This is a genomic window from Pseudomonas sp. GW821-FHT09A09 (assembly GCF_059418405.1).
Genome location: NZ_JBWKPU010000004.1, coordinates 54617 through 80213 on the forward strand (window position 1 = coordinate 54617; position 25597 = coordinate 80213).

The window sequence follows — 25597 nt, forward strand, 5'->3', positions numbered from 1 at the left end:
ATAGCGGTGTAACAGCCAGCTCACCGGGTACTGACATACCGCCATCGCAGGCAAGCCAGCTCCCACAGTTTTATTCGCGTTGTGTCAGACGGCAGCGGCGGATATCGGAGCGCAGCTTCTGGTATCGCCTGTAGGAGCCCGGCTTGCCGGCGATAGCGGTGTATCAGGCAGCGCATTGGGTACAGACACACCGCCATCGCAGGCAAGCCAGCTCCCACAGTCTTGATCACATTGGGTCAGGAATGGACGCGGACCCAGATGCTGACCAGCACGGTCGCGGCCATCAGCCAGGCTACTGCTGCGACGGCCAAGGACGCCTCCAGCCGCATCCGGTCGACCATCACATACAGCGTCGCCAAATACACAAAGTACGGAATGATCGACCACATCCCGAACAGGATCGTGGTCTTCAAATCGTCCACCGAACGGCCCTTGCCGACGATGTAATGGGCGATCAGCGCAAAGGTCGGGAACAGCGGCACCAGGCCCGCGATGTAGTAGTTCTTGGTCTTGGCCAGCGCGGCCAGGATCAACACGACCGCTGCGCCCAGGGCAGCCTTCAGTAACAGATCCATCAGTGGCTCAACCCGTATTTCTTGACCTTGTCGAACAGCGTGGTCTTGGCCATCCCGAGTTCCAGGCTGGCCTGGGTCAGGTTGCCGCCGCTGCGTTGCAATGCATCGTTGAGCAGGTTGCGTTCGAACGCCTCCACCGCTTCGGTAAACGCCAGGCCATGGTTGCCGCTGCCGGTGCCGCTTTTCTTGAAGGCGGGCAGGCCCAGGGCGAAGCGTTCGGCGACGTTACGCAGTTCACGCACGTTGCCAGGCCAGTCGTGGCTCATCAGGCTCGACAGCGTCTGGTTGTCCAGCTCCGGCGCGGTGCGGTCGAAGCGCAGGGACGACTGCTGCAGAAAGTGCTCGAACAGTTGCAGGATGTCTTCGCGGCGCTCGCGCAGGGGCGGCAGTTCCAGGGTGACCACGTTGAGGCGGTAGTACAGGTCGCTGCGGAATTGGCTGGCGCGGCTCAGTTCGTCGAGGTCGGACTTGGTGGCGGCGATCACCCGGCAATCCACCGCAACGCTCTGGTTCGAACCCAGGCGTTCGAGGGTGCGTTCCTGCAGCACCCGCAGCAGTTTGATCTGCAGGTTGATCGGCATGCTTTCCACTTCATCGAGGAACAGTGTGCCCTCATGGGCGTGCTCGATTTTGCCGATACGACGCTTGCCGGCGCCGGTAAAGGCATTCGCTTCGTGGCCGAAGATCTCGCTTTCGAACAGGTTCTCCGGCAAGCCACCGCAGTTCAGGGCGACGAACTGGTGGGTGTGACGCCGACTGAAATCATGCAGGCAGCGTGCGACCAGCTCCTTGCCGGTGCCGGTCTCACCTTCGATCAGCACGTTGGCCGAGGTGTCGGCGACGTTGGCGATCAGTTCGCGCAGGTTCTGCATGGCCGGCGAGCGGCCGATGATGCGACCTTCCAGGGAGTCGCGTTCGGCCAGCTGGCGGCGCAGCGACCAGACCTCCCGGGCCAGCCCACGCTGCTCCAGGGCGCGGCGAACCACGTCCACCAGACGCTCGGGAGAAAAGGGTTTTTCCATGAAATCGTAGGCGCCGTTGCGCATGGCGCCGACGGCCATGGAAATGTCGCCGTGCCCGGTGATCAACACCACTGGCAGGCTTTTATCCAAAGCCTTGAGGCGCGTCAGCAACTCCAGGCCATCGATGCCCGGCAGGCGGATATCGCTGATGACGATGCCGGCAAAGTTTTCGCCGATGCGCTTGAGCGCCTCTTCGGCGCTGCCCACGCCCACGCTGGGAATGTCTTCCAGCGCCAGGGCTTGCTGGCAGCCGAGCAGCACATGGGGGTCGTCTTCGACGATCAGGACGGTAAGGTCTTTGGGATCTATATTCATGTCGACTCAGCTTTTTGAGCGCCCACCAACGGCAGGCACAAGACAAAGGCAGTACCACCACTGGCCGGGTGCTCCACGGCGAGGTTGCCGCCGGTGGCCGCCGCGAGGCTGGCGGAAAGGGTCAGGCCCAGTCCCAGGCCTTGTTCGCCGGGCTTGGTGGTGAAGAACGGTTCGAACAAATGCTTGCGCGCCTCGGGGTCGATGCCGTGGCCGTTGTCGCGTACTTGCAGGCGGTATTTGCCGTCGCTGCTGCTGCCTTCGAGCCACAGCTGGGGCGCCGGTTGTGCCTGCATGGCGTCGAGGGCGTTGCCGATCAGATTGACCAGGATCTGCTCCAGGCGTGTCTGGTCGATTTGAAGTTGGGCGTTGGCAAAGTCGCGGTGCAGGGTCAGCGGCAAGCTGTCTAGGCGTGCACCGAGCACCTGGAAGGCTGCATCCACGGCCTTGGCGAGGCTGGCTTCGCCCTGGTCATCACCGCGCCGGGCAAAGGAGCGCAGGCTGGCGGTGATGCGGCCCATGCGGTCGATCAGTTCGTTGATGGTCTTGAGGTTGGCGCTGGCGGTGTCCAGAGCCCCACGTTCGAGGAAGCGCACCGTGTTGCCGGACAAAGTGCGCAGCGCGGCCAGTGGCTGGTTCAGTTCATGGGCGATGCTGGTGGACATCTGGCCGATAGCAGCCAGTTTGCCGGCCTGTACCAGTTCATCCTGGGCACGTCGTAACGTTTCCTCGGCCTGGCGCCGTTCGCGGATCTGGCCCTTGAGCCGTTCGTTGCTGGCACGCAGGTCGGCGGTGCGTTCGGCAATCCGACGTTCCAGCTGGCTGTTGGCTTCCTGCAAAGCTTCCCGCGCGGCGAGGCGGGTGGCGATAACTTTGCGCCGCTCGTTCCAGGCGATCAGCAGGAACGCGACCAGGCCAAAGGCCACGGCCACCAGGATGCCCTGGTTGATGGCGGCCCGGCGCAGGTCGTTGAGCGGGGTGAGCAGGGTGAAATTCCACGGTGTGTCATTGAGCGGGCGAGTTTGTGCCAGGTAGCTGACTTCGTGCTCGTCGTTGACCACTTCACTGTTGGCCGGGAAGGTCAGTTTTTCGGTGCCTTCGTTCAGGCGCTCGCGGGCCAGGGGCTCAAGCTCGTTCAGCGTCGCCCAGTAATATTGCAGGCTGTGGGCCAGGCGTTCCTTGGTGTCGTCGCTCAACGGACGCACAGCCTTGAGGCGGCGAGCCGGGTCGCTGGACAGAATGATGATGCCGTTCTCGTCGCTCACGAAGGCTTCGAGGCGTGCGCGCTGCCAGCGTTCTTCAAGGGCTTCGAGGCGCACCTTGACCACGGCGACGCCGATGATCTTGCCGTGCTCCTCCAGGCCATGGGCCAGGTAGTAGCCGGGTTCGCCGTTGGTGCTGCCGATGCCGTAGAAACGGCCGGGCTGGCCGCGCACGGCGTTCTGGAAATAGGCACGAAAGGACAGGTCTTCACCCTGGTAACTGTCGGCATCGCGCCAGTTACTGGTGGCCAGCACACGGCCGGTGGTGTCCATCACGTAGATGGCCCGGCTGCGACTGCGTCGGTTCAGGCCTTCGAGGTAATCGTTGACGGTCTTGCGGGTTTCCTGGTTCGGGTCTGCCAGCAGCGTCGACACGCTGGACTCCAGTTCCAGCAGGCTGGGCAGGTAGGTGTATTTGCTCAGTTCGCTTTCGACGGTACGAGCGTGCAGCTCCAACTGGCGTTCGCCGTTGTCGCTGAGGGTGCGGATGCCATAGTACTCACTGACCCAGAAGCCGATATAACCCAAGCCGATCATCAGGGCGATGATCAACGGCGGCAGGAACAGTTGGCGAATCAGACGAGGCTTCACGGCAAGTGATGGCGGCGCGGCGCGATAGGGGTTGGGGTCGCATTTCATCACAGATGCCTTGGGTCAACCAGCGCTGCTGGCCCCGTGACGAACAAGGTTCCTGTAGGAGCTGGCTTGCCAGCGATGCAGGCACCTCGGTGTGTCAGTGACATCGAGGTGATCCTATCGCTGGCAAGCCAGCTCCTACACGAGCCCGTTTCTCACACGGAGATCATCGCTGTTTTAGTGCTGCAGGATTTTCTCGAGGAAGTGCTGCGCGCGCTCGGAGCGGGCGCTGATGTCGCCGAAGAACTCTTCCTTTGGGCAATCCTCGATGATCTTGCCGGCGTCCATGAAGATCACACGGTCGGCCACTTTACGGGCGAAGCCCATTTCGTGGGTCACGCACATCATGGTCATGCCTTCGTGGGCCAGTTGCACCATCACGTCGAGCACTTCGTTGACCATCTCCGGGTCCAGCGCCGAGGTCGGTTCGTCGAACAGCATGACGATCGGGTCCATGGCCAGGGCGCGGGCGATCGCCACACGTTGTTGCTGGCCACCGGACAGCTGGCCCGGGTGCTTGTGGGCATGGGCCGACAGGCCGACGCGCTCGAGCAGTTGCAGGCCTTTCTTGGTGGCCTCTTCCTTGCTGCGACCCAGTACCTTGATCTGCGCGATGGTCAGGTTTTCGGTGATGGTCAGGTGCGGGAACAGCTCGAAGTGCTGGAACACCATGCCCACGCGGGAGCGCAGCTTCGGCAAGTCTGTCTTCGGGTCGGCGATGGAGGTGCCGTCGACCACGATGTCGCCCTTCTGGAACGGTTCCAGCGCGTTGACGCACTTGATCAGGGTGGATTTACCCGAGCCCGACGGCCCGCACACCACGATCACTTCGCCTTTTTTAACCTCGGTGCTGCAATCGGTCAGCACCTGGAAGTCGCCATACCATTTGTTGATGTTCTTGATAGAGATCATACGGCAAACCTTTTTTGCAGACGCTTGACCAGCAGCGAGGCGGAAAAGCTGATGATGAAGTAGACGACACCGGCGAAGATCAGGAACTCGTTGGAGCGGCCGATGATGTCGCCGTTGGAGCGGGCGGAGTTGAGGAAGTCCACCAGGCCCACGGTGTAGACCAGCGAGGTGTCCTGGAACAGGATGATCGACTGTTGCAGCAGCAACGGGGTCATCTTGCGGAACGCCTGGGGCAGGATGATCAGGCGCATGGTCTGGCCATAGGTCATGCCCATGGCCTGTGCCGCCGCCATCTGGCCTTTAGGGATCGACTGCACGCCGGCCCGCACGATTTCACAGAAGTACGCGGCTTCGAACATCATGAAGGCCACGACGCAGGAGGTGAACGCGCCGATCGGGGTGTCTTCGCCGGTGATCCAGCGCAGCACGAACGGCACCGCCAGGTAGAACCAGGTGATCACCAGCAGCAGCGGGATCGAGCGGAAGTAGTTCACGTAGGCGCCGGCCACGCGGGACAGCAGTTTGCCGGACGACAGGCGCATCAGCGCCAGGACCGTACCAAGGGCAATACCGCCGACCACGCCCATGACCATCAACTGCAAGGTCATGACCATGCCGTTCCACAGGCCCGGGATGGCGGGGATGATGCCGCTGAAATCGAAGTCCATTATTTACCCCCCACGGAGATCAGGCCGGGCACGGCGACTTTCTTCTCGACCAGGCGCATGAGCAGCATCAGGCTCATGTTCAGGGTGAAGTAGATCAGCGTGGCCAGGGTGAAGGCTTCAAACAGGTTGGCCGAGAACTCGGCGGTCTGCTTGGTTTGCGCCAGCAATTCCATCAGGCCGATCAAGGACGCCACGGAGGAGTTCTTGAAGACGTTGAGAAATTCCGAGGTGAGCGGCGGAATGATGATCCGGTAGGCCTGGGGCAGCAGCACGTTCCAGTAGATCTGCGGCAGCTTGAAGCCCATGGCCCGAGCAGCGGATTCCTGGCCCCGTGGCAGCGCCTGGATACCGGTGCGCACTTGCTCACACACGCGAGCGGCGGTGAACAGGCCCAGGCACACGACAACGCTCAGGTAGGCCGAGGTGGTCGGGTTCAGGTCTTGTTTGTACCAGTCCTGCAGGTTCTGCGGCAGCATGTCCGGTACCAGGAAGTACCAGATGAACAGCTGAACCAGCAGCGGCACGTTACGAAACAGTTCCACGTAGCAGGTCGCGATGCCCGATACGATGCGGTTTGGCACGGTGCGCATGACGCCCAGAATGGACCCCAGCAGCAAGGCGATAATCCATGCCACGACAGCGATGGCGATGGTCCAGCCCAGGCCAGCGATGTACCAGTCGAGATAAGTCTCGCTGCCAACGCCGGTGGACTTGAAGAACACGCCCCAGTCCCAGTTGTAATTCATTAGGGTCTCCCCTCGAGATCGATCGATGTACAAGCACCCGCTTGGGGAAGATCCTTTCCCGCCTGACGGTGAACGCCAGGCACACGCGATCGGCTCGAAAACCGCCAGGTCGAGTGTTCCACATTAAAGCCAGCAGGTAGTAACAGACGCCTGAGGGAGGGTTGGCTCCCTCAGGAGATAAGCTTAGTCAGGTATCAGATTTTTACGTCAGGCGCTGGCTTGTCGCTTGGGTTGGCGATCAGCTCCTTCACCTTGTCGCTCATCGGGAAGTTCAGGTTCAGGCCTTTTGGTGGGATCGGGCTCTCGAACCATTTGCTGTAGATCTTGTTGATCTCGCCGGACTTGTAGAGGGCGACGATGGCGTCATCGACAGCCTTTTTGAAGGCCGGGTCGTCTTTACGCACCATGCACGCGTAGGCTTCGAAGGACTGTGGAGTACCGGTGATGACCCAGTCGTCCGGCTTCTTGGCCTTGGCTTCTTCGCCGGCCAGCAGGGCGTCGTCCATCATGAAGGCAACGGCGCGGCCGCTTTCCAGCATCTGGAAGGATTCGCCGTGGTCTTTGGCGGAGATGACGTTCATGCCCATCTGCTTGTCAGCGTTCATCGCCTTGATGATGCGCTCGGACGTGGTGCCCGCGGTGGTCACGACGTTCTTGCCTTTCAGGTCGGCAAAGTCAGCGTAGGACGGTTTGCCATCCTTGTCTTTCTTGACCAGCAGACGGGTGCCGATTTCGAAGATGTTGACGGTGAAATCAACTTGCTGGGCGCGTTCGGCGTTGTTGGTGGTGGAACCGCACTCAACGTCCGCAGTGCCGTTCTGGATCAACGGGATACGGGTCTGCGAGGTCACCAGGTTGTATTTGACCTTGAGGTCGGGCTTGTTCAGGTCTTTTTTCAGTTGTTCAACGATGGCCAACTGAATGTCGTGGGAGTAGCCCACAGGTTTGCCCGAACCGTCCGCGATGTAGGAAAACGGAATGGAGCTGTCGCGGTGCGCGAGGGTGATGGTGCCGGAGTCGTTGATTTTCTTCAGTGTGCCGGTGAGTTCGGCGGCGAAAACTGGAGTGCTGATCAGAGCAGCAGCGATAGCTGCGCCCAGGATATGGGGAACGATGCGCATCAATACTTCCTCGACATTTGTTTTTTTTATGAAGCCGGCTAAACGGCTCTCTTTGTACAGCGAATGCCCATGACGGCTCCTGAGGCGTCTCAGGCAATCGTCAGGGAGTGTAGAGCATGAGTCGTGCCATACCGGAAACAAACCGTTAACTATCTGATTTATATATAGATTAACTTTGTGTGACGGGGGATTTTTAAGCGAGGGATCCGGCAAACCGAATAGGGGAGAGGGTGGCGTTCGGAAAACCGAATGGCGCTGATGGTGTCTCAGGCGTGGCTTTTGTGTGGGAGCTGGCTTGCCTGCGATACAGGCACCTCGGTTGTCTGAACAGATCGAGGTGATGCGATCGCTGGCAAGCCAGCTCCTACAGGGCGGGTTAGAAGGTGTAGTCGGCGGAAACGATGGCTGCGCGGCCATCGCCTGGCACAGCCCAGCCGTTGTTGCGGATGCGGGTCAGGTAGTCCTTGTCGAACAGGTTGTTGACGTTCAACTGCAGGTTCAACTGTTTGTTGACCTTATAGCCGAGCATCGCGCGCTGCACCGCATAGCCGGGCGCCGTCGGTGCCCCGGCGGCGCTGACCAGGTATTGCTTGGACTGCGCGGTGATGCCGTAGCCCACCTGGAAGTCGTAGGGCAGGTCGTACACCGTCCACAGGCTGGCTGCGTGTTTTGGCGTGAAGGGCAGGGGTTCACCTTTCTGCGCGTCGAAGCCGGTGTTGGCCAGGGTAAAGTCGCTGGCGCTGCGCAGGACGCGGGTGTCGAGGTAGGTGTAGTTGGCGAAGACCTTCCACCGGTCGGTGATCGCGCCACTCAGGCCCAGTGCCACGCCGTCCGCCCGTGCCTTGCCGTCGAGGGACTGCGTACCGCTCAGGTTGGTAGGGTCGGGGTCGGCAACCTTGTAGTTGGTGCGGTCGTTGCGGAAGATCGCGCCGGTAACCGAGAGGGCATTGTCGAGGAAGTCCCATTTGGTGCCGATTTCATAGCTGACGGCGGTTTCCGGGGCGACGTTGCAGTTGTTGGTGGCGATGCTGGAGCTTTTGGCCGGGGTGAAGCAGCCACCGTTCACGCTCGCTTGGGATGGCGTCTTGCTGTTGCCGTAGGCGACATAGAAGCTGCCGTTTTCCACTGGCTTGTAGACCAGGGCCAGGCGATAGGAGGTCAGGTCGTCGGCTTGGCCGTAGCGCTGGCCCGGGGTTTCCACGCCGCTGGTGGAGTAGGCGTTGGTCACCGAACTGCCGGCGTTGTGCTCGTAGCGCAGACCGCCGTTGATTTCCCACTGCGGGTTCAGCTTGAGCGTGTCGAAGGCGTAGGCCGCTCGGTTGTTCAGCGCGCCGTCGACGTGGGCCGCGCGGGTGAAGTTGACCGGGCCAGCCCAGTAGGAGTCCGGGTCGCTGAAGCTGACCGGCGGCGGGACGATCGCGGTGCCGTTGCTGTTGGTCAGCCATTTGCCGGTATCCGCCTCGTATTCCTCACGGCTGATGGCGATGCCGGTCACTAGCGTGTGGTCGATGAAGCCGGTGCTGAAGCGGCTGGTCACGTCAGTCTGGTTGGTGAACATCTTGTTCTGGGTGTTGCGCTCGTTACCCAGCGAACCGCCGCTTGGCTGGAAGAAGCCCGTGTTCAGACCGGCTGCGCACGGGGCGCCGGTGATCTGGGTGCCGCTGGCCAGGCAGCCGGCCTGCGCGCCTTCGGGGCCGGAAGCGCGCAAGTCTTGGCGCACGCGCTCGACGCGGGTGAAGTTGCGCACGGACACGGCGTCGTTGAAGTCGTGTTCGAGCTTCAGGCTGAACGCGTCCGAGGTGATCTGCTGGTCATTGATGTTGTGGTAGCCGTAGAAGTCGCTCCAACCCACGCCCGGCATGGGTTTGCCATTGTAGATGGGGATGCCGTATTGCGGGGTGTTGTCGTCTTTCTGGTGTTCGTAACTGACGGTGACGCGCGTCGGTGTGCCCAGGCCGAACGCAATGGAAGGCGCAATGCCCCAGCGTTCGTAATCTTCATAATCGCGCCCCGGCACGTCGTTACCATGGGCCATGAGGTTGAGCCGGAACGCGGTGGTGTCGTTGAGCATCTGGTTGGTATCAAGCGTGGTGCGCTTGTAGTTGTCGGTGCCGATGCCGGCACTGATGGTGGTTTTGTCACGCAACTCCGGGGTCTTGCTCACCAGGTTGATGGTGCCGCCGACCGCGCCCGAGCCTGAATACACCGAGCTTGCGCCGCTGACCACCTCTACCTGTTCCAGATTGAACGGGTCGGTGCGGCTGTATTGCGCACTGTCACGCACGCCGTCCACGTAGATATCACCGCTGGCGGAAAAGCCGCGCAGGTTAATGCTGTCGCCATAGCCGCTGCCGCCTTCGCCGGCGCCGAAGGTGATGCCTGGCACGGTGCTGAGCACATCGCGCAGGGTCAGCAGGTTCTGGTCATGAATGACTTCCTTGGGGACGACCGTAATGGTCTGCGGGGTATCGCGCAGTGCCTCGGTGTACTTGGGGGATGAAGGAGCCACAGGGTTGTAGGCGCTCTGGCTCGGGGCTTGGCCCTCGATGCTGGTTGCACCCAGTTGAATCACGCCTGTGTTGTCATCCGTTGCGGTCTCCGCCGCGTAACTGAATCCTCCTTGCGCAGCCACTGCCAAACCCACAGCCGACGCGAGCAAATGCCGCGATGAGAGGGGGGCAGAACTGATCCCGGTAGCCATTGAATAGTCTCTTGTTGGTAGAAGTGAGATGCGATCGTAATTGATAACGGATCTCAAATGTAATACTTTGTAACTAAATGATTCATGAAATTTCAGTCAGTTTTATCAGCCGATGAGAAGCGCCAATGCAGAGTGGGCAGCCAGAAATTGCGGACAACCCGCGTGCGTATGTGCGCTGGGTCATGCATGCCGCGCAGCTGGGGGATGTGGATGCACAGGCGACCCTGGCCCAGTTGTTGCTCGATGGCCGTGGCGTGCAGAAAGACGCGTCGTTGGCGCTGAGCTGGTTTCGAATCGCTGCCCGCCAGCGTCACCCGATGGCGATTAATATGGTCGGACGTTGCCTGGAGAACGGCTGGGGTTGCGTGATCGACCTGGCTGATGCGGCGCAGCATTACCGGCAGGCTGCCGACTTGGGGCTGGATTGGGGGCTCTACAACTACGGCCAATTGCTGAGCCGTGGTCGTGGCGTGGGGCAAGACCTGGTGGCCGCGTACGAACAGTTCCGTCTGGCCGCCGCCAAGGGGCACGCCAAGTCGATGAATCTGCTGGGGCGTTTCCACCATGAAGGTGTTGTGGTGCCCCAGGACGTTCCACTGGCGCGGCAGTGGTATTTGCGCGCCGCCGAGGCCGGGGATTTTCGCGGCCAATACAACCATGCTGCGGAACTGGCCCAGGCGGGCGATGAACAGCAGGCGTGCATGTGGCTAGAGCGCGCCTTGAAGACAGCGACGCCGGGATTTCTGGAAGCGGCATACCCTGTTTTGCTCGCGTCGGCCTCTAGCGCCATCCGTGAGATGGGGCTGCGCTACCAGCAGCAATCAGATCCCCAATAAAAAGCCCCCGGACCTTTCGGCACGGGGGCTTTGTTTGGCAGCGGTGATCAGGCTGCCTGGATCTTGCCGCGATTCTGCTCAACCTGGGACAGATAACGCTGCACGTTTTCTTGCTCGTTCGGCGTGGTGAACAGACCGAGTTTGGTGCGGCGCCACAGCACATCGTGCGCCTGGGTGGCCCATTCTTCGGCGCACAGGTAGTCGACTTCGCGGGTGTACAGGCCGCCACCCAGGTGCTCACCCAGATCGGCTAACGATTGAACACCTTCCAGCAGGCGCCAGGTGCGGCTGCCGTAGGTGGTGGACCAGCGGCGCGCGATCTCGCTCGGCACCCAATCGAACTTGCTGCGAATGGCGTCGGCCAATGCCTCTGGCGTGCTCATGTTTTCACCGCCTGGCAGGCTGGCCTTGGCGGTCCAGCTCGGTCGCATCTGCGTGAAGTACGGGGCCAGTTGCGCCATCGCCGACTCGGCGAGTTTGCGGTAGGTGGTCAGCTTGCCGCCGAATACCGACAGGATCGGTGCTTCACCCGTTCCGCCAGACAGCGCCAGGGTGTAATCGCGGGTAATGGCCGACGGGTTATCCGATTCGTCGTTGCACAGCGGGCGCACGCCGGAGTAGGTGTGCACGATGTCGTCACGGCTCAGCTGTTTCTTGAAGTGCGCGTTGACCACCTTCAGCATGTAGTCGGTTTCACCTTCGGTAATCGCGACTTTCGCCGGGTCGCCGGTGTATTCGCGGTCGGTGGTGCCGATGATGGTCAGGTGGTTGAGGTACGGAATGGTGAAGACGATGCGCTGGTCTTCGTTCTGCAGGATGTGCGCGTGGGCGCCTTCGTACAGCTTCGGCACGATCAAGTGGCTGCCCTGGATCAGGCGGATGCCGTAAGGCGAGTCCAGCTTCAAGTCGTCCTTGATGAACTTGGCGACCCATGGGCCTGCCGCGTTCACCAGCGCCCGGGCGCGGATCGAGAACAGGCTGCCATCGGCGCGTTCCATGTTCATTTCCCACAGGCCTTTGCTGCGGTGAGCGCTTACGCAGCGGGTCTGGGTGTGGATATGTGCGCCTTTTTCACGGGCGGCCATGGCGTTCAACACGACGAGGCGCGCGTCATCGACCCAGCAATCGGAGTATTCGAAGCCTTTGGTGATTTCGCTTTTGAGCGGGCTGTCTGCGCCAAACTTGAGGCTTTTGGAACCGGCGAGTTTTTCGCGCTTGCCGAGGTGGTCGTACAGGAACAGACCGGCGCGGATCATCCACGCCGGGCGCAGGTGCGGGCGGTGTGGCAACACGAAACGCATCTGCTTGACGATGTGCGGCGCCTTGGCCAGCAGTACTTCACGTTCGGCCAGGGCTTCGCGCACCAGGCGGAATTCGTAATGTTCGAGGTAGCGCAGGCCACCGTGGATCAGCTTGCTGCTGGCCGAAGAGGTGTGGCTGGCCAAGTCGTCCTTTTCGCAAAGGAATACCGACAACCCGCGACCGGCTGCGTCTGCTGCAATGCCGACGCCATTGATCCCGCCACCGATAACGGCAACGTCATAGACTTCGGCAAGCGGTGGAGCAGGCAAGGTGGAAGGGTTCATCGGCTGGCCTCGCGATCTTTTTCGTCTTGGAATTCGAACATTAATGTTCATTTGCGAAAATGGTAGCTGATAAACGCGCACGCAGCCACCTGCCTTCGATTGAAAAAACTCATCGAAAGACCAAGAAAGGAAAATTTGTGAACAAAAGGTCAGGGCAATGGGGGACAGGCAGATCGCCATCGCGGGCAAGCCCGGCTCCCACAGGTGATCGCATTCCAATGTGGGAGCGGGCTTGCCCGCGAAGGCGGCAGAACAGGCGCTACACGACTTCCAGACGAACCTTATGCTGGTTCAAAAGCTGCACCAACGCCGGCACCGGCTGCTGATCGGTCACGAGGCAATCCACCAGACTGATCGGCCCCAGGCGAATCATGGCATTGCGCCCGAACTTGCTGGAGTCCGCCGCCAGGATCACCTGGCGCGCATTGGCGATGATCGCTTGGGAGACGCGCACTTCCTGATAATCGAAGTCCAGCAGGCTGCCGTCCTCATCGATGCCGCTGATGCCCACCAGCGCAAAGTCGACCTTGAACTGGTTGATGAAATCCACACTGGCCTGACCCACCACGCCGCCGTCACGGCGCACGTTACCGCCGGTCAGCAGCACGTCGAAGTCGTCCTTGGCACTGAGCATGGTGGCGACGTTGAGGTTGTTGGTGATGATTTTCAGGTGGCTGTGGTTGAGCAGCGCACGGGCGATGGATTCGGTGGTGGTGCCGATATTGATGAACAGCGAGGCGTGATCAGGGATCTGGGCGGCGATGGCTTCGCCAATGCGTTGTTTCTCGTCGCGCATCTGGTCGGCACGCATGGCGTACGCGGTGTTCTCGACGCTGGAGTCATAAGCCGCGCCGCCGTGGTAGCGGCGCAGCAGATTGGCGTCCGCCAGCTGGTTGATATCGCGGCGGATGGTTTGCGGGGTGACAACGAACAGCTGCGCCATTTCCTCGATGCTGACGTAGCCGCGCTCGCGGACCAGCTCGAGGATTTGTTGTTGGCGGGGAGGCAGATTCATGGGGCGTCCTTTGGGCTGCCATACAAAAGTGGCCCATGATGACGCAGGAATCCGCTCCCTGCCAGTTACAACCCTACATGGGTCCGGCGCTTGGCTTATTCAGCGCCTTCGTGGGGCTCCCAGTCACGGGTGCGGCTGACCGCTTTCTGCCAGCCGGCGTACAGCTTTTCTTTTTCCTTTTCTTCAAGCTGCGGTTCGAATTCGCGCTCGATCACGGCCTTGCCGCGCAGTTCTTCCAGGCTGCCCCAGAAGCCGCACGCCAGGCCCGCCAGATAAGCCGCGCCGAGTGCCGTGGTCTCACGCATTTGCGGGCGCTCGACCTGGGTACCGAGGATGTCGGCCTGGAACTGCATCAGGAAGTTGTTGGCCACTGCACCGCCGTCCACGCGCAGGGCTTTGAGGCGCTCGCCGGAGTCCTGTTGCATGGCGTCGAGCACGTCGCGGGTCTGGTAGGCAATCGACTCCAGGGCCGCACGAATAATGTGATCCACGCGTACGCCACGGGTCAGGCCGAACAGCGCGCCACGGGCATACGGGTCCCAGTAGGGCGCGCCCAGGCCGGTAAAGGCAGGTACCAGGTACACGCCGTTGCTGTCTTTGACCTTGCCGGCGAAGTATTCGGTGTCGTGGGCGTCGTTGATGATTTTCAGCTCATCACGCAGCCACTGCACGGTGGAGCCGCCGTTGAACACGGCACCTTCCAGGGCGTAGGCCACTTCGCCACGCGGGCCGCAGGCGATGGTGGTGAGCATGCCGTGCTTGGATTTCACCGCCTTGTCGCCGGTGTTCATCAGCAGGAAGCAACCGGTGCCGTAGGTGTTCTTGGCCTGGCCGGCTTCGACACACATCTGGCCGAACAGGGCGGCTTGTTGGTCGCCGGCGATACCGCCGATGGCGATGCCGCTCTTAGTGCGGCCGTAAATTTCGGAGGACGACTTCACTTCCGGCAGCATCTCGCGCGGAATGTCGAGGATCTCCAGCATCTTCGCATCCCACTCCAGGGTGTGAATGTTGAAGAGCATGGTGCGCGAGGCGTTGGTGTAGTCGGTGACGTGGGTCTTGCCGCCGGTAAATTTCCAGATCAGCCAGCTGTCGACGGTACCGAACAGCAGTTCGCCGGCGCGTGCGCGCTCGCGGCTGCCTTCGACGTTATCGAGGATCCACTTGAGCTTGGTGCCCGAGAAGTACGGGTCGGTGACCAGGCCCGTGGTGTCGCTGATGTACTGCTCGTGGCCGTCGCGCTTGAGCTGCTGGCAGATCTCGGTGCTGCGGCGGCACTGCCAGACGATGGCGTTGTAGATCGGGCGGCCGGTGACCTTGTCCCACACCACAGTGGTTTCACGCTGGTTGGTGATACCGATGGCGGCGACCTGGTCATGGTGCAGACCAGCCTGGGCCAGGGCCTCGACCATCACGGCGCTCTGGGTGGCGAAGATTTCCATCGGGTCATGTTCAACCCAACCGGCTTGCGGGTAGTGCTGGGCGAATTCACGCTGGGCGGTGCACACCACGTTGGCGTCGCGATCAAAGATGATCGCTCGCGAGCTGGTGGTGCCTTGGTCAAGGGCGATGATGTAGTTCTTATTCTGAAGATCGGTCATGTCGAATGCCTTGGAAAATAAGAAAATCGGTAATCAGCCTGGGCCACAAAAAGGGCAGGTGCGTCCAGGCTGGCGCTATCAGGAAATACGGGTCTTGCCGTTGACAGCCGTGTCAGGTGTTTCTTCAGCTATAGCAGGTGCGGCGCTCGGCAGATGACGGGCGATCAGCCCGCGATAGGCCGCAGCACCGAGGCATGCGCCAACAATTGGCGCGAAAATCGGAACCAGGAAGTAAGGAATATCTCGGCCGCCAGTGAAAGCCATTTCACCCCAGCCTGCGAAAAAGGTCATCAGCTTCGGCCCGAAATCACGCGCCGGGTTCATCGCGAAGCCGGTCAGCGGGCCCATGGCACTGCCAATCACGGCGATCAGCAAGCCAATCAGCAGGGGTGCCAATGGACCACGCGGCAGGCCGTTGTTGTCGTCGGTCAGGGCCATGATCACACCCATCAGGATCGCGGTAATCACCACTTCCACCAGGAAGGCCTGGGCCGTGCTCAGCAGTGGGTGAGGGTAGGTGGAGAAGACCGAGGCCAGTTCCAGGCTCGCTTGTGTGCCACGAACCATATGGTGGGTTTGTTCGTAATCGAAAAAAAGATTGCTGTACAGGGTGTAGACCAACGCGGCGGAGCAGAAGGCGCCGGCGACTTGGGCAAGGATATAGAAGGGCAGTTTGCGCTTTTCGAAGTCGGCGAAAATACACAGGGCAATACTGACGGCAGGGTTGAGGTGCGCCCCGGAAATACCGGCGCTCAGGTAGATCGCCATGCTGACGCCCACCCCCCAGATGATGCTGATTTCCCACAACCCGAAGCTGGCACCCGCAACCTTGAGCGCAGCGACACATCCTGTACCGAAGAAGATCAGAAGCGCAGTCCCCAGGAACTCGGCCATGCATTGGCTCGAAAGTGAAGGCTGTTGAAGAGCAGTCGTCATGGAAAACCTCAGTTGTTGTTCTTGTCTGGCGCACAACCTCAACGGGTTGTTGCGCGATTTTCACCGTGGCAAGGATCCCCATCCCGGTCGCGGCTTGCTGCTCGAGTGCTGTAGATCTATTCCTACAGTATTCGGAAACGAAAAAATATAGACAAGAATGACGGCTGTCAAAGGTCGAAAGTGAACTGTCAGTCACTTTCAAACTATTGGTCTGGTGAATGATCACGCTTGTCACATTACGCGTGCACCTTAAGAGTGGGCGGACTAGAGCCTTTTAGGTGGGCTTGGCCTAGAATTGGCCATCTGTTTGCCACGCCCGGAGACGTCATGACCCCCGCATTGGACCTGTTGAAAAAAGTTCGCGCCGAACATCGTATCCACAGTTACGAGCACGATCCCAAAGCTGCGTCATATGGCCTGGAGGCCGCGGAAAAATTGGGGTTGGACCCGGCGCAGGTGTTCAAGACCCTGCTGGCCAGCAGTGAAAAAGGTGAATTGTTGGTTGCCGTGGTGCCGGTCGTCGGAAGCCTGGACTTGAAAGCGTTGGCCCATGCGGCGGGTGTGAAAAAAGTCGAGATGGCCGACCCGGCAGCAGCGCAGCGTTCTACGGGTTATTTGCTGGGCGGTATCAGCCCGTTGGGGCAGAAGAAGCGCTTGCGGACTTTTATCGATGAGACGGCGCAGCCGTTTGCGACGATTTTTGTGAGCGCGGGGAGAAGGGGCTTGGAAGTTGAATTGCCAGCGGCGGTGCTGGCCGAGCACACCCAGGCCAAGTTCGCGCCGATTGGCCGGCCCTGAACCAATTTTGACTGGAATCTAACTGTAGGAGCCGGCTTGCCGGCGATAGCATCCCCTCGGTGTCACTGGAAGACCGAAGTGCCTGCATCGCTGGCAAGCCAGCGCCTGCATTTTGTGATCCGGTGCGGTCAGTGGGCTGGGCTGTAACGCCGCACGCCTGATTCGGACTGCGGAATCTGCGCCGCCGTGCTGCCCGAAGCCTGGAACAACACCAGGTGTTCGGCGGCAACACGAATCCCTACATCCGCCCCAACCTGATGGTCGGCATGGCTCGGGAAGATCGATTCCAATTGCGCGCCCGTCGGCAATTGCAAGCGATACAGGGTTGACGCACCGAGGAACGTCTTGCCGACGATCCGTGCTTTCAACGCACTGTCCGGCGCGTAGACGATGTCATCCGGGCGTAGCAGCACATCCACCGCGCCACCGGTAGGCCAGGTGTAGGCACGATTACCGCGCAGGTCACCCAATTCGGTAATCACAGACTCCGGCGAACTCAATTGGCCACGGATGAAGTAACCCTGGCCGATAAAGCTGGCGACGTAGGGCGTCTGTGGTTCGTGATAGAGGTTGTAGGGTGTGTCCCACTGCTCCAGGCGGCCCTCTTTGAACACGCCCACTTTATCGCTCACGGCAAACGCTTCTTCTTGGTCATGGGTCACCAGGATCGCACTGGTGCCCCGGGCCTTGAGGATGTCGCGCACCTCGTGGCTGAGCTTGCGGCGCAGTTCGCCATCAAGGTTGGAGAACGGTTCGTCCAGCAGCAACAGTGCCGGTTCCGGCGCCAGTGCGCGGGCGAGGGCAACACGCTGTTGCTGACCGCCGGAAAGCTCATGGGGAAAACGCTTGCCCAGGTTCTTCAGGTTCACCAGTTCCAGCAACTCGGCCACCACGCGCTCTTTTTGCGGGTGCTTGCGAATGCCAAAGGCGATGTTGTCCGCCACGCTTAAGTGGGGAAACAACGCGTAATCCTGGAACACCATGCCGATACGACGTTTCTCGGGTGCCAGGGTGAACCCGGCGCTGGAGATCACTTCGCCCGTCAGGCTGATTTCGCCTTCGTGCACCGGTTCAAACCCGGCAATCGCGCGCAGGGTGGTGGTCTTGCCGCAACCCGAAGAGCCCAGCAGGCAACCGATGTCGCCGGCATTGAGGTGCAGGTTGAGGTTCTGCACCACCCGTTGATCTTGATAGCCGCATGCCAGATTGCGCAGGTTCAGCAGTAAAGGCTGGCTCATGCGTGGTGGTACGACGGCGGCACGAGGAATTCCAGAAGGGCCTTCTGTGCATGCAAACGGTTTTCGGCCTGGTCCCAGGCGACCGAGCGTGGGTCGTCCAGCAGGTCGAGGCTGATTTCTTCGCCCCGGTGCGCGGGCAGGCAATGCATGAACAGCACGTCCGGCGCGGCCAGGTCGAGCAGGGCGCGGGTCACCTGGTAGGGGGCGAACAGCGCCAGGCGCTTGGCGGTTTCGTCTTCCTGGCCCATGGAGGTCCAGACGTCGGTGCTTACCAGATGAGCGCCGGTCACGGCGTCACGTGGGTCGCGCACGAGGGTGATGCGGTCACCGGCCTGGGCCAGGAAACGTGCGTCGGGCTCGTAGCCTTCCGGGCAGGCGACGCGCAGTTTGAAGTCGAACTGGATCGCCGCTTCTATATAGCTGTTGCACATGTTGTTGCCGTCACCGATCCAGGCCACGGTCTTGCCCTGGATCGAGCCACGGTGTTCAAGGAAGGTTTGCATGTCGGCCAGCAACTGGCACGGGTGCAGGTCATCGGACAGGCCGTTGATCACCGGTACGCGGGAGTGGGCGGCAAATTCGGTGACGGTGCTGTGGGCAAAAGTACGGATCATCACCGCATCGAGCATGCTCGACAGCACGATGGCGCTGTCGGCCACCGGTTCGCCACGGCCCAGTTGGGTATCGCGCGAGGACAGGAAGATGGCTTGGCCACCCAACTGGATCATGCCGGCTTCGAACGACACGCGGGTGCGGGTCGAGGACTTCTCGAAAATCATGCCGAGCACACGGTTTTTCAAAGGCTCGAACAGTACGCCGCGGTTACGCAGGTCTTTAAGCTCAATGCCTCGACGGATCACGCTGACCAGCTCTTCGGGCGTGCAATCCATCAGGGAGAGAAAGTGCCTTGCGCTCATCATTAACTACCTTTTTGCAACAGACCGCAGATACTCAAAGCCTTGTTTATTGTGACAACGGGCGAGACCTGCGGCGAAAGCCGCACGGGGCGACGAAATAGGGGAAGGCGCGATCTTATAATTAAATGTCGCGTCTTACCAATAGGGCTACGGTTTTTAAGGGTGTTCAAGAAGGGCGCCAGAGCGCTTTTGAAGACGATTTCCAGACAGCAGCGGCCCATTTGTACACTGGCGCCGAGACCTTTTGCAATGTGTGGGGGCGGGCCCAGACCAGGCTGTGTCGGTTTCAGGGGCTGTGCGCCGGGTTCTGAAACATTTGCTCACGCTTGCCCATGGTTTGGCCTGATGGGCTTGGATTCACGGGGCGAACGATACTGGTGCCTGCTCCGGTCGCGGCCCATAGTGCAATCAAAGCCCTGATAAAGAGACTGGCCATGACCAAGACTCTCCACCACCGTGCCTGCCATCTGTGCGAAGCCATTTGCGGCCTGACCCTGGAAACCACCGAGGCCGACGACGGCAGCCTGGAGATCACCTCGATCAAGGGCGACGCGCTGGACACTTTCAGCCGTGGTCACATCTGCCCCAAGGCCGTGGCGCTGCAGGATATCCAGAACGACCCGGATCGCTTGCACCAGCCCATGCTGCGCGAAGGTAGCGAGTGGCGGCCGATCCCGTGGGATGAAGCCTTCTCGCTGGTCGCCGAACGGCTGGCGGGCATCCAGGCGCAGCATGGGCAAAACGCCGTGGCGGTGTACCAGGGCAACCCCAGCGTGCATAACTACGGCCTGATGACCCACAGCAACTATTTCCTGGGCCAGCTCAAGACGCGCAACCGCTTTTCCGCGACGTCCGTGGATCAACTGCCCCACCACCTCACCAGTTACCTTATGTATGGGCACGGTTTGCTGCTGCCGATCCCGGATATCGATCACACCGACTTCATGCTGATCCTGGGCGGTAACCCGCTGGCCTCCAACGGCAGCATCATGACCGTGCCCGACGTGGAGAAGCGCCTTAAGGCGATCCAGGCCAGGGGCGGCAAAGTGGTGGTGGTCGACCCGCGGCGCAGCGAAACGGCGGCGATGGCTGATCAGCATCTGTTCGTTCGCCCGGGTGGTGATGCAGCGCTGTTGTTCGGGGTGCTCAATACGCTGTTTGCCGAAAACCTGACCCGTGCCACGCATTTGCCGGTTACGGGGCTGGATGAGGTGCGCCAGGCGATCGCCGGGTTTACTGCCGAGGCCATGAGCGGCCAGTGCGCGGTGCCGGCCGAGCAGATCCGCCAGTTGGCGCGCGACTTTGCAGGTGCGGATAAGGCCGTGTGTTACGGGCGCATGGGTGTGTCGACCCAGGCGTTCGGCACGTTGTGTCACTGGCTGGTGCAGTTGATCAACCTGGTGACCGGAAACCTGGATCGGGTGGGCGGCGCCTTGTGTACTACGCCAGCGGTGGACTTGGTGGCGTCTACCGGTGGTGGGCATTTCAATCGTTGGCAGAGCCGGGTTTCCGGGCGCCCTGAGTACGGCGGTGAATTGCCCGTGTCGGCCTTGGCCGAGGAAATGCTTACTGAAGGCGAAGGACAAATCCGCGCATTGGTGACGGTCGCCGGTAATCCGGTGTTGTCGACGCCCAATGGCCGCCAGTTGGAACAAGCCCTGGAAAGCTTGGAGTTTATGGTCAGCGTCGACCTGTATATCAACGAAACCACGCGATATGCCGACCTGATCCTGCCGTCCACGTCAGCGTTGGAAAATGATCACTACGACACCACCTTCAATATGTTCGCGGTGCGTAATGTCACCCGTTTCAATCGGGCGATCCTGCCCAAGCCCGTAGGCGCGCTGCATGACTGGGAAATCTTTGTCGGCCTGGCCCAGGCGTTCGCGGCGCGCACCGGCGCAACGCTCAAGCCGACCATGGCGCCGGCCCAGATGATCGACTTCGGCCTGCGTGCCGGGGTTTATGGCGATGCCTCCGAGCACAAACTGTCGGTGGCGATGTTGGCCGATCACCCGCATGGCGTGGATTTGGGGCCACTTCGGGCCAATCTCGTTGCGCGGTTGAAAACCGCCGATGGCCACATCCAGGCTGCACCGGCGGTGATCCTTGCGGATCTGGTGCGGTTTGCAGCGCAGCCCGTGCCCCAGGTGGGCGAACTGCTACTGATCGGCCGTCGACACGTGCGCAGCAATAACTCGTGGATGCATAACTATCACCGGCTGGTGAAGGGCAAGCCGCGCCATCAATTGCTGATGCACCCCGATGACCTGTCGAGTCGGCAACTGGTTGATGGGCAGCGTGTGCGCGTGAGTTCGCGTATCGGCATGATCGAGGTGGAAGTGGTGGCCAGCCAGGACATGATGCCCGGCGTGGTCAGCCTGCCCCATGGGTGGGGCCACGGCCGGCCAGGGGTGCAGATGACGATTGCCAGCGGGCAGCCCGGGGCGAGCGCGAATGACTTGACCGACGAGCGGCAACTGGACGAATTGTCCGGAAATGCCGCGCTGAACGGGGTTCCCGTGCAGGTGGCGGCCGCATAAGGAGCCTGAGCACCACGCTGGGATTTTGCGTTACAATGCGCCACCGTGCCGACCTGTGAGTCGCAAAGTTCCAGCCGAGGTGTTCCATGGATATCATCGAAACGATCAAAGAGCAGATTGCCAACAACACCATTCTGCTTTACATGAAGGGCGCGCCAAACGCTCCTCAGTGCGGTTTCTCCGCGAAGGCTTCCCAGGCCATCATGGCGTGTGGCGAGAAATTCGCTTACGTGGATATCCTGCAAAACCCTGAAATTCGCGCCAACCTGCCGAAATACGCCAACTGGCCAACGTTCCCACAACTGTGGGTCGCCGGTGAGCTGGTCGGCGGTAGCGATATCATCGTTGAGATGGCGGCCGATGGCTCGCTGCAAGCGCTGATCAAAGAAGCAGCGGCCAACGCCGCCGCCAAGACCGACGCGTAATCTGTAGGAGCCGGCTTGCCGGCGATAGGGCCTTGAGCCAAGCGGTGACTCTGAAACCGCCATCGCCGGCAAGCCGGGCTCCTACATAATCTGCGGTCAATAAAAAGCCCCGCTTCTCATAAGAGAGCGGGGCTTTTTTATACCGGTGCGTTTGGGCTTACTCGCCCATCTGCGATTGCAGGTAGTTTTCCAGGCTGACCTTGTCGATCAGGCCTAGCTGAGTTTCCAACCAGTCGATGTGTTCTTCCTGGTCTTCCAGGATATCTTCCAGCAGTTCGCGGCTGCCGAAATCACCCTTGGTTTCGCAATGAGCAATAGCGGCCTTCAGGTCGCTGTGGCTCTTGTGCTCGAACTTCAAGTCGCTGCTGATCATTTCCTGGGTGTGCTCGCCGATGTTCAGCTTGCCCAGGTCCTGCACGTTCGGCAGGCCTTCGAGGAACAGGATACGCTTGATCAGCGCGTCGGCGTCCTTCATGGCCTTGATGGATTCTTTGTATTCACGCTTGCCCAGCTTTTCCAGGCCCCAATCGTCATACATGCGCGCATGCAGAAAGTACTGATTGATCGCGACCAGTTCATTGGCAAGGATTTTGTTGAGTTGCTGGATGACTGAGATGTCGCCTTTCATGACTGGGGTCCTGCCCTGTAATAGCTGTGTATAAGGCGGAGTTTGAGCGGCGAAATCCTGAGTGTCAAACCTAAGTTATTGAATAATAAATGAAAATTAATCGGAATAAGAATGTTTGTGTTCCGCGTCTTGACGCTAACTAATTGAATTACGGGCATAAAAAAACCGGACACTAAGTCCGGTTCTTTAAAACACGCTCAATTAAGCATGTGTAAATTCTGCTGAAAAGGGAATCGCGGCCTGGGCTGTTTGCAGCTGCGTCAGGGTTTCCCGTACCACTTGCTTGGCAAGGCAAGCACATTTGCCGCACTGGCTGGCAACGCCGGTGGTTTCACGCACTTCCTTGTAGCTGCAGCAACCTTCATAGATTGCTTCGCGGATTTGTCCGTCGGTGACGCCAGTACACAGGCACACATACATAAGGGAGAACCGTCGCGGGTTTAAGGCTTAAGTGCGATGGATCTTAATGTTAACGAGAATGATTGTCAAAGTAGAATCGTAGGGTATTCACCGACGTTGCCCGTGCGCTGACGAACGGTTTTTTCAGTGTATGATGGTCGGTCTTCACGAAGCGTGACTGCGTCACAGGGCTGTCGCTTACACACGGCAGACTTGGAGGCGGTCCTTTTACTTCAATCGTCACCCTCACATCAGGAGATACCCAATGAGCGTACTCGTCGGCAAACAAGCCCCGGATTTCGACGTACCCGCCGTTCTCGGCAATGGCGAAATCGTAGACAGCTTCAAACTGTCTGAAGCCATCAAAGGCAAATACGGCCTGGTGTTCTTCTACCCGCTGGACTTCACTTTCGTCTGCCCTTCGGAGCTGATCGCTCTGGACCACCGCATGGACGATTTCAAGGCGCGCAACGTTGAAGTGGTCGCCGTTTCCATCGACTCCCATTTCACCCACAACGCCTGGCGCAACACCGCCATCAACGATGGCGGCATCGGCAAAGTCAAATACACCATGGCTGCCGACATGAAGCACGACATCGCCAAGGCCTACGACGTTGAATCCGAAGGCGGCGTGGCTTTCCGTGGCGCATTCCTGATCGACGACAAAGGCGTGGTTCGCTCCCAGATCATCAACGACCTGCCACTGGGCCGTAACATGGAAGAGCTGATCCGTCTGGTTGACGCCCTGCAATTCCACGAAGAGCACGGCGAAGTTTGCCCAGCCAACTGGAAAAAAGGCGACAAAGGCATGAACGCTTCGCCAGAAGGCGTTGCGGCTTACCTGACCGAGAACGCTGGCAAGCTGTAAGCCACGTTAGCGGTACAAAAAAACCGGCCTGAGAAGGCCGGTTTTTTTATGCGCGGGAAACGATCTCAATCGTTGAAGTCTTCCCAGCCGCCCATGTCTTTCCAGCGGTTGACGATGCCGCAGAACAGCTCGGCCGTCTTCTCGGTGTCGTAGCGAGCCGAGTGGGCCTCGCGACCGTCAAAGTCGATACCGGCTGCCTGGCAGGCTTTTGCCAGCACGGTCTGGCCATACGCCAGGCCGGCGAGGGTGGCCGTGTCAAAGCTGGAGAAAGGGTGGAACGGATTGCGTTTCATGTCCAGCCGCGCCACGGCGGCGTTCAGGAAGCCCAGGTCGAAGCTGCTGTTGTGACCCACCAGGATCGCACGTTTGCAGCCATTGGCCTTCAACGCCTTGCGCACGCCACGGAAGATGTCGGTCAGCGCCGCTTCTTCGCTCACGGCCATGCGCAGCGGGTGATCGAGCTTGATCCCGGTGAATTCCAAAGCGGCCGCTTCGATGTTCGCGCCTTCAAACGGCTCGACGCGGAAGAAGTGGGTGTGTTCCGGGAACACAAAGCCCTGTTCATCCATGCCGATGGTGGTCGCAGCGATTTCCAGCAGGGCGTCGGTGGCACTGTTGAAGCCACCGGTTTCTACGTCGATGACAACCGGCAGATAGCCGCGAAACCGCTCGGCCATCGGGTGACGGGAACCGCCACCACTGTGCTCGTGTTCGTCGTCGTAATGGTCTTCACTCACTTGCTTTCCTCCAGCAGGCGCCAGCGCAGTGTTTCACCGGCGCGCAGCGGGATGACAGTCAGCTCGCCAAACGGCAGGCTGGCAGGGGCGGTCCAGTCTTCACGAACCAGGGTGATGCGGTCGGTGTTCGCCGGCAAGCCGTAGAAACGCGGGCCGTTGAGGCTGGCGAATGCTTCGAGCTTGTCCAGCGCATTACGTTGTTCGAACGCTTCGGCGTACAGCTCGATGGCAGCAAATGCCGTGTAGCAACCGGCACAACCGCACGCGGCTTCTTTGGCATGCTGGGCATGAGGCGCGGAGTCGGTGCCGAGGAAGAACTTCGGATTACCGCTGGTCGCGGCGTCCAGCAGCGCCACCTGATGGGTGTTGCGCTTGAGGATCGGCAGGCAATAGAAGTGCGGCCGAATCCCGCCCACCAGCATGTGGTTGCGGTTGTACAGCAAGTGGTGCGCGGTGATGGTTGCGCCAACGTTGGCCGAGGCCTCGGTGACAAACTGCACGGCATCGGCGGTGGTGATGTGCTCGAACACCACCTTCAGGGTCGGAAACAGCTCGACCACACGGCGCATGTGCTCATCGATGAAGATTTTTTCACGATCGAACACGTCGACGTCGCCACGGGTGACTTCACCGTGGATCAACAGCGGCATGCCAACTTCGGCCATGGCTTCGATCGCCGGCAGGATCTTGTCGATACTGGTCACGCCGGAGTCGGAGTTGGTGGTCGCGCCTGCCGGATACAGCTTGGCGGCGTGCACGAAACCGCTGGCTTTGGCTTCACGAATCTCTTCGGGCTGGGTGCGGTCGGTGAGGTAGAGCACCATCAACGGTTCGAAGCGGCTGCCGGCCGGTCGTGCAGCGAGGATTCGCTGGCGATAGGCATCGGCTTGCTCGGCGTTACGCACCGGAGGTACCAGGTTAGGCATGATGATGGCGCGGCCAAACGTGCGCGCTACATCGGCCACGGTGTGGGGTAACGCAGCACCATCGCGAAGATGAATATGCCAGTCGTCGGGACGCAGCAGGGTCAGGCGGTCGGACATTGGGGATTCCAGGCGGGTCAATCTGGTGGGAATGCTACCGGAAAAGACTCTATCAGGCACTCGCTATCAAGT

23 protein-coding genes are annotated in these 25597 nt (G+C 60.3%); 5 read left to right on the forward strand and 18 right to left on the reverse strand.

Going from position 1 to position 25597, the window contains the following annotated elements; genetic code table 11:
* Window positions 1-236: 236 nt before the first annotated feature.
* The 8 genes from AC07OV_RS04565 to AC07OV_RS04600 all read right to left on the reverse strand — a co-directional run bounded on the left by AC07OV_RS04565 (window position 237) and on the right by AC07OV_RS04600 (window position 9886).
* On the reverse strand, window positions 237-575 hold the full coding sequence (locus AC07OV_RS04565) for a GlpM family protein (protein ID WP_176994873.1): 339 nt from the start codon (window positions 573-575) through the stop codon (window positions 237-239).
* Window positions 575-1912: a two-component response regulator AauR gene (gene aauR, locus AC07OV_RS04570; RefSeq protein ID WP_176994872.1), complete on the reverse strand. Its 1338-nt coding sequence runs from the start codon at window positions 1910-1912 to the stop codon at window positions 575-577. The genes AC07OV_RS04565 and aauR overlap by 1 nt, the downstream gene beginning before the upstream one ends.
* The gene (gene aauS, locus AC07OV_RS04575; RefSeq protein WP_176994871.1) at window positions 1909-3810 is read right to left on the reverse strand and encodes a two-component sensor histidine kinase AauS; all 1902 of its coding nucleotides are present in this window, start codon (window positions 3808-3810) and stop codon (window positions 1909-1911) included. The genes aauR and aauS overlap by 4 nt, the downstream gene beginning before the upstream one ends.
* Window positions 3811-3984: 174 nt before the next feature.
* On the reverse strand, window positions 3985-4719 hold the full coding sequence (locus AC07OV_RS04580; protein ID WP_176994870.1) for an amino acid ABC transporter ATP-binding protein: 735 nt from the start codon (window positions 4717-4719) through the stop codon (window positions 3985-3987).
* The gene (locus AC07OV_RS04585) at window positions 4716-5387 is read right to left on the reverse strand and encodes an amino acid ABC transporter permease (protein WP_495091691.1); all 672 of its coding nucleotides are present in this window, start codon (window positions 5385-5387) and stop codon (window positions 4716-4718) included. Before AC07OV_RS04585 ends, AC07OV_RS04580 begins: the two co-directional genes overlap by 4 nt.
* Window positions 5387-6133, reverse strand: a complete 747-nt coding sequence (locus AC07OV_RS04590) for an amino acid ABC transporter permease (RefSeq protein WP_010212762.1) — start codon at window positions 6131-6133, stop codon at window positions 5387-5389. The genes AC07OV_RS04585 and AC07OV_RS04590 overlap by 1 nt, the downstream gene beginning before the upstream one ends.
* Before the next feature lie 194 nt (window positions 6134-6327).
* Window positions 6328-7254 (reverse strand): glutamate/aspartate ABC transporter substrate-binding protein, encoded by a 927-nt coding sequence (locus AC07OV_RS04595; RefSeq protein ID WP_176994869.1) that lies wholly within the window; start codon window positions 7252-7254, stop codon window positions 6328-6330.
* A 376-nt stretch (window positions 7255-7630) separates the two neighbouring features.
* Window positions 7631-9886, reverse strand: coding sequence for a TonB-dependent receptor (locus tag AC07OV_RS04600; RefSeq protein WP_494997731.1), 2256 nt, complete (start codon window positions 9884-9886; stop codon window positions 7631-7633).
* A 194-nt stretch (window positions 9887-10080) separates the two neighbouring features.
* On the opposite strand from AC07OV_RS04600, the gene AC07OV_RS04605 reads away from it, so the two are divergent.
* Entirely contained in the window at window positions 10081-10791 is a 711-nt protein-coding gene (locus tag AC07OV_RS04605) for a tetratricopeptide repeat protein (RefSeq protein WP_494997730.1), read from the forward strand.
* Window positions 10792-10838: 47 nt separating this feature from the next.
* Here the strand turns inward: AC07OV_RS04605 and glpD are convergent, their stop codons facing one another.
* From glpD to AC07OV_RS04625, 4 genes are all read right to left on the reverse strand, one after another.
* On the reverse strand, window positions 10839-12377 hold the full coding sequence (gene glpD / locus AC07OV_RS04610; RefSeq protein WP_495091692.1) for a glycerol-3-phosphate dehydrogenase: 1539 nt from the start codon (window positions 12375-12377) through the stop codon (window positions 10839-10841).
* A 259-nt stretch (window positions 12378-12636) separates the two neighbouring features.
* Window positions 12637-13392: a DeoR/GlpR family transcriptional regulator gene (locus AC07OV_RS04615; protein ID WP_176994865.1), complete on the reverse strand. Its 756-nt coding sequence runs from the start codon at window positions 13390-13392 to the stop codon at window positions 12637-12639.
* A gap of 95 nt (window positions 13393-13487) precedes the next feature.
* Complete coding sequence (gene glpK / locus AC07OV_RS04620) at window positions 13488-14993, reverse strand: glycerol kinase GlpK (RefSeq protein WP_176994864.1); 1506 nt, start codon at window positions 14991-14993, stop codon at window positions 13488-13490.
* A gap of 78 nt (window positions 14994-15071) precedes the next feature.
* Window positions 15072-15929 (reverse strand): MIP/aquaporin family protein, encoded by an 858-nt coding sequence (locus AC07OV_RS04625; protein ID WP_178922054.1) that lies wholly within the window; start codon window positions 15927-15929, stop codon window positions 15072-15074.
* Between the two features lie 327 nt (window positions 15930-16256).
* Between AC07OV_RS04625 and ybaK the strand changes: the two genes are divergently transcribed.
* The gene (gene ybaK, locus AC07OV_RS04630; protein ID WP_176994862.1) at window positions 16257-16727 is read left to right on the forward strand and encodes a Cys-tRNA(Pro) deacylase; all 471 of its coding nucleotides are present in this window, start codon (window positions 16257-16259) and stop codon (window positions 16725-16727) included.
* A gap of 128 nt (window positions 16728-16855) precedes the next feature.
* Here ybaK and AC07OV_RS04635 read toward each other — a convergent pair whose 3' ends face one another.
* Window positions 16856-17965 carry an ABC transporter ATP-binding protein gene (locus tag AC07OV_RS04635; RefSeq protein WP_176994861.1) on the reverse strand — a complete coding sequence of 370 codons (1110 nt, stop codon included), beginning with the start codon at window positions 17963-17965 and terminating at the stop codon, window positions 16856-16858.
* Window positions 17962-18882 (reverse strand): ornithine carbamoyltransferase, encoded by a 921-nt coding sequence (gene argF, locus AC07OV_RS04640; protein WP_494997728.1) that lies wholly within the window; start codon window positions 18880-18882, stop codon window positions 17962-17964. The genes AC07OV_RS04635 and argF overlap by 4 nt, the downstream gene beginning before the upstream one ends.
* Window positions 18883-19316: 434 nt before the next feature.
* Here argF and AC07OV_RS04645 point away from each other — a divergent pair, with 434 nt between their 5' ends.
* Window positions 19317-21425: a molybdopterin oxidoreductase family protein gene (locus tag AC07OV_RS04645; protein WP_495091693.1), complete on the forward strand. Its 2109-nt coding sequence runs from the start codon at window positions 19317-19319 to the stop codon at window positions 21423-21425.
* 86 nt (window positions 21426-21511) lie between these two features.
* Window positions 21512-21850, forward strand: a complete 339-nt coding sequence (gene grxD, locus AC07OV_RS04650) for a Grx4 family monothiol glutaredoxin (protein ID WP_065906770.1) — start codon at window positions 21512-21514, stop codon at window positions 21848-21850.
* 157 nt (window positions 21851-22007) lie between these two features.
* Here the strand turns inward: grxD and bfr are convergent, their stop codons facing one another.
* Together bfr and AC07OV_RS04660 are read right to left on the reverse strand one after the other, a co-directional pair.
* Window positions 22008-22478: a bacterioferritin gene (gene bfr, locus AC07OV_RS04655; RefSeq protein WP_159956755.1), complete on the reverse strand. Its 471-nt coding sequence runs from the start codon at window positions 22476-22478 to the stop codon at window positions 22008-22010.
* A gap of 201 nt (window positions 22479-22679) precedes the next feature.
* Window positions 22680-22898, reverse strand: a complete 219-nt coding sequence (locus tag AC07OV_RS04660) for a bacterioferritin-associated ferredoxin (RefSeq protein ID WP_176994858.1) — start codon at window positions 22896-22898, stop codon at window positions 22680-22682.
* Between the two features lie 244 nt (window positions 22899-23142).
* Between AC07OV_RS04660 and AC07OV_RS04665 the strand changes: the two genes are divergently transcribed.
* Entirely contained in the window at window positions 23143-23745 is a 603-nt protein-coding gene (locus AC07OV_RS04665; protein WP_003172097.1) for a peroxiredoxin, read from the forward strand.
* 65 nt (window positions 23746-23810) lie between these two features.
* Here AC07OV_RS04665 and rnt read toward each other — a convergent pair whose 3' ends face one another.
* Window positions 23811-24482 (reverse strand): ribonuclease T, encoded by a 672-nt coding sequence (gene rnt / locus AC07OV_RS04670; protein WP_016970751.1) that lies wholly within the window; start codon window positions 24480-24482, stop codon window positions 23811-23813.
* Window positions 24479-25525 (reverse strand): dihydroorotase, encoded by a 1047-nt coding sequence (gene pyrC / locus AC07OV_RS04675; protein ID WP_176994857.1) that lies wholly within the window; start codon window positions 25523-25525, stop codon window positions 24479-24481. The genes rnt and pyrC overlap by 4 nt, the downstream gene beginning before the upstream one ends.
* Between the last annotated feature and the right edge of the window lie 72 nt (window positions 25526-25597).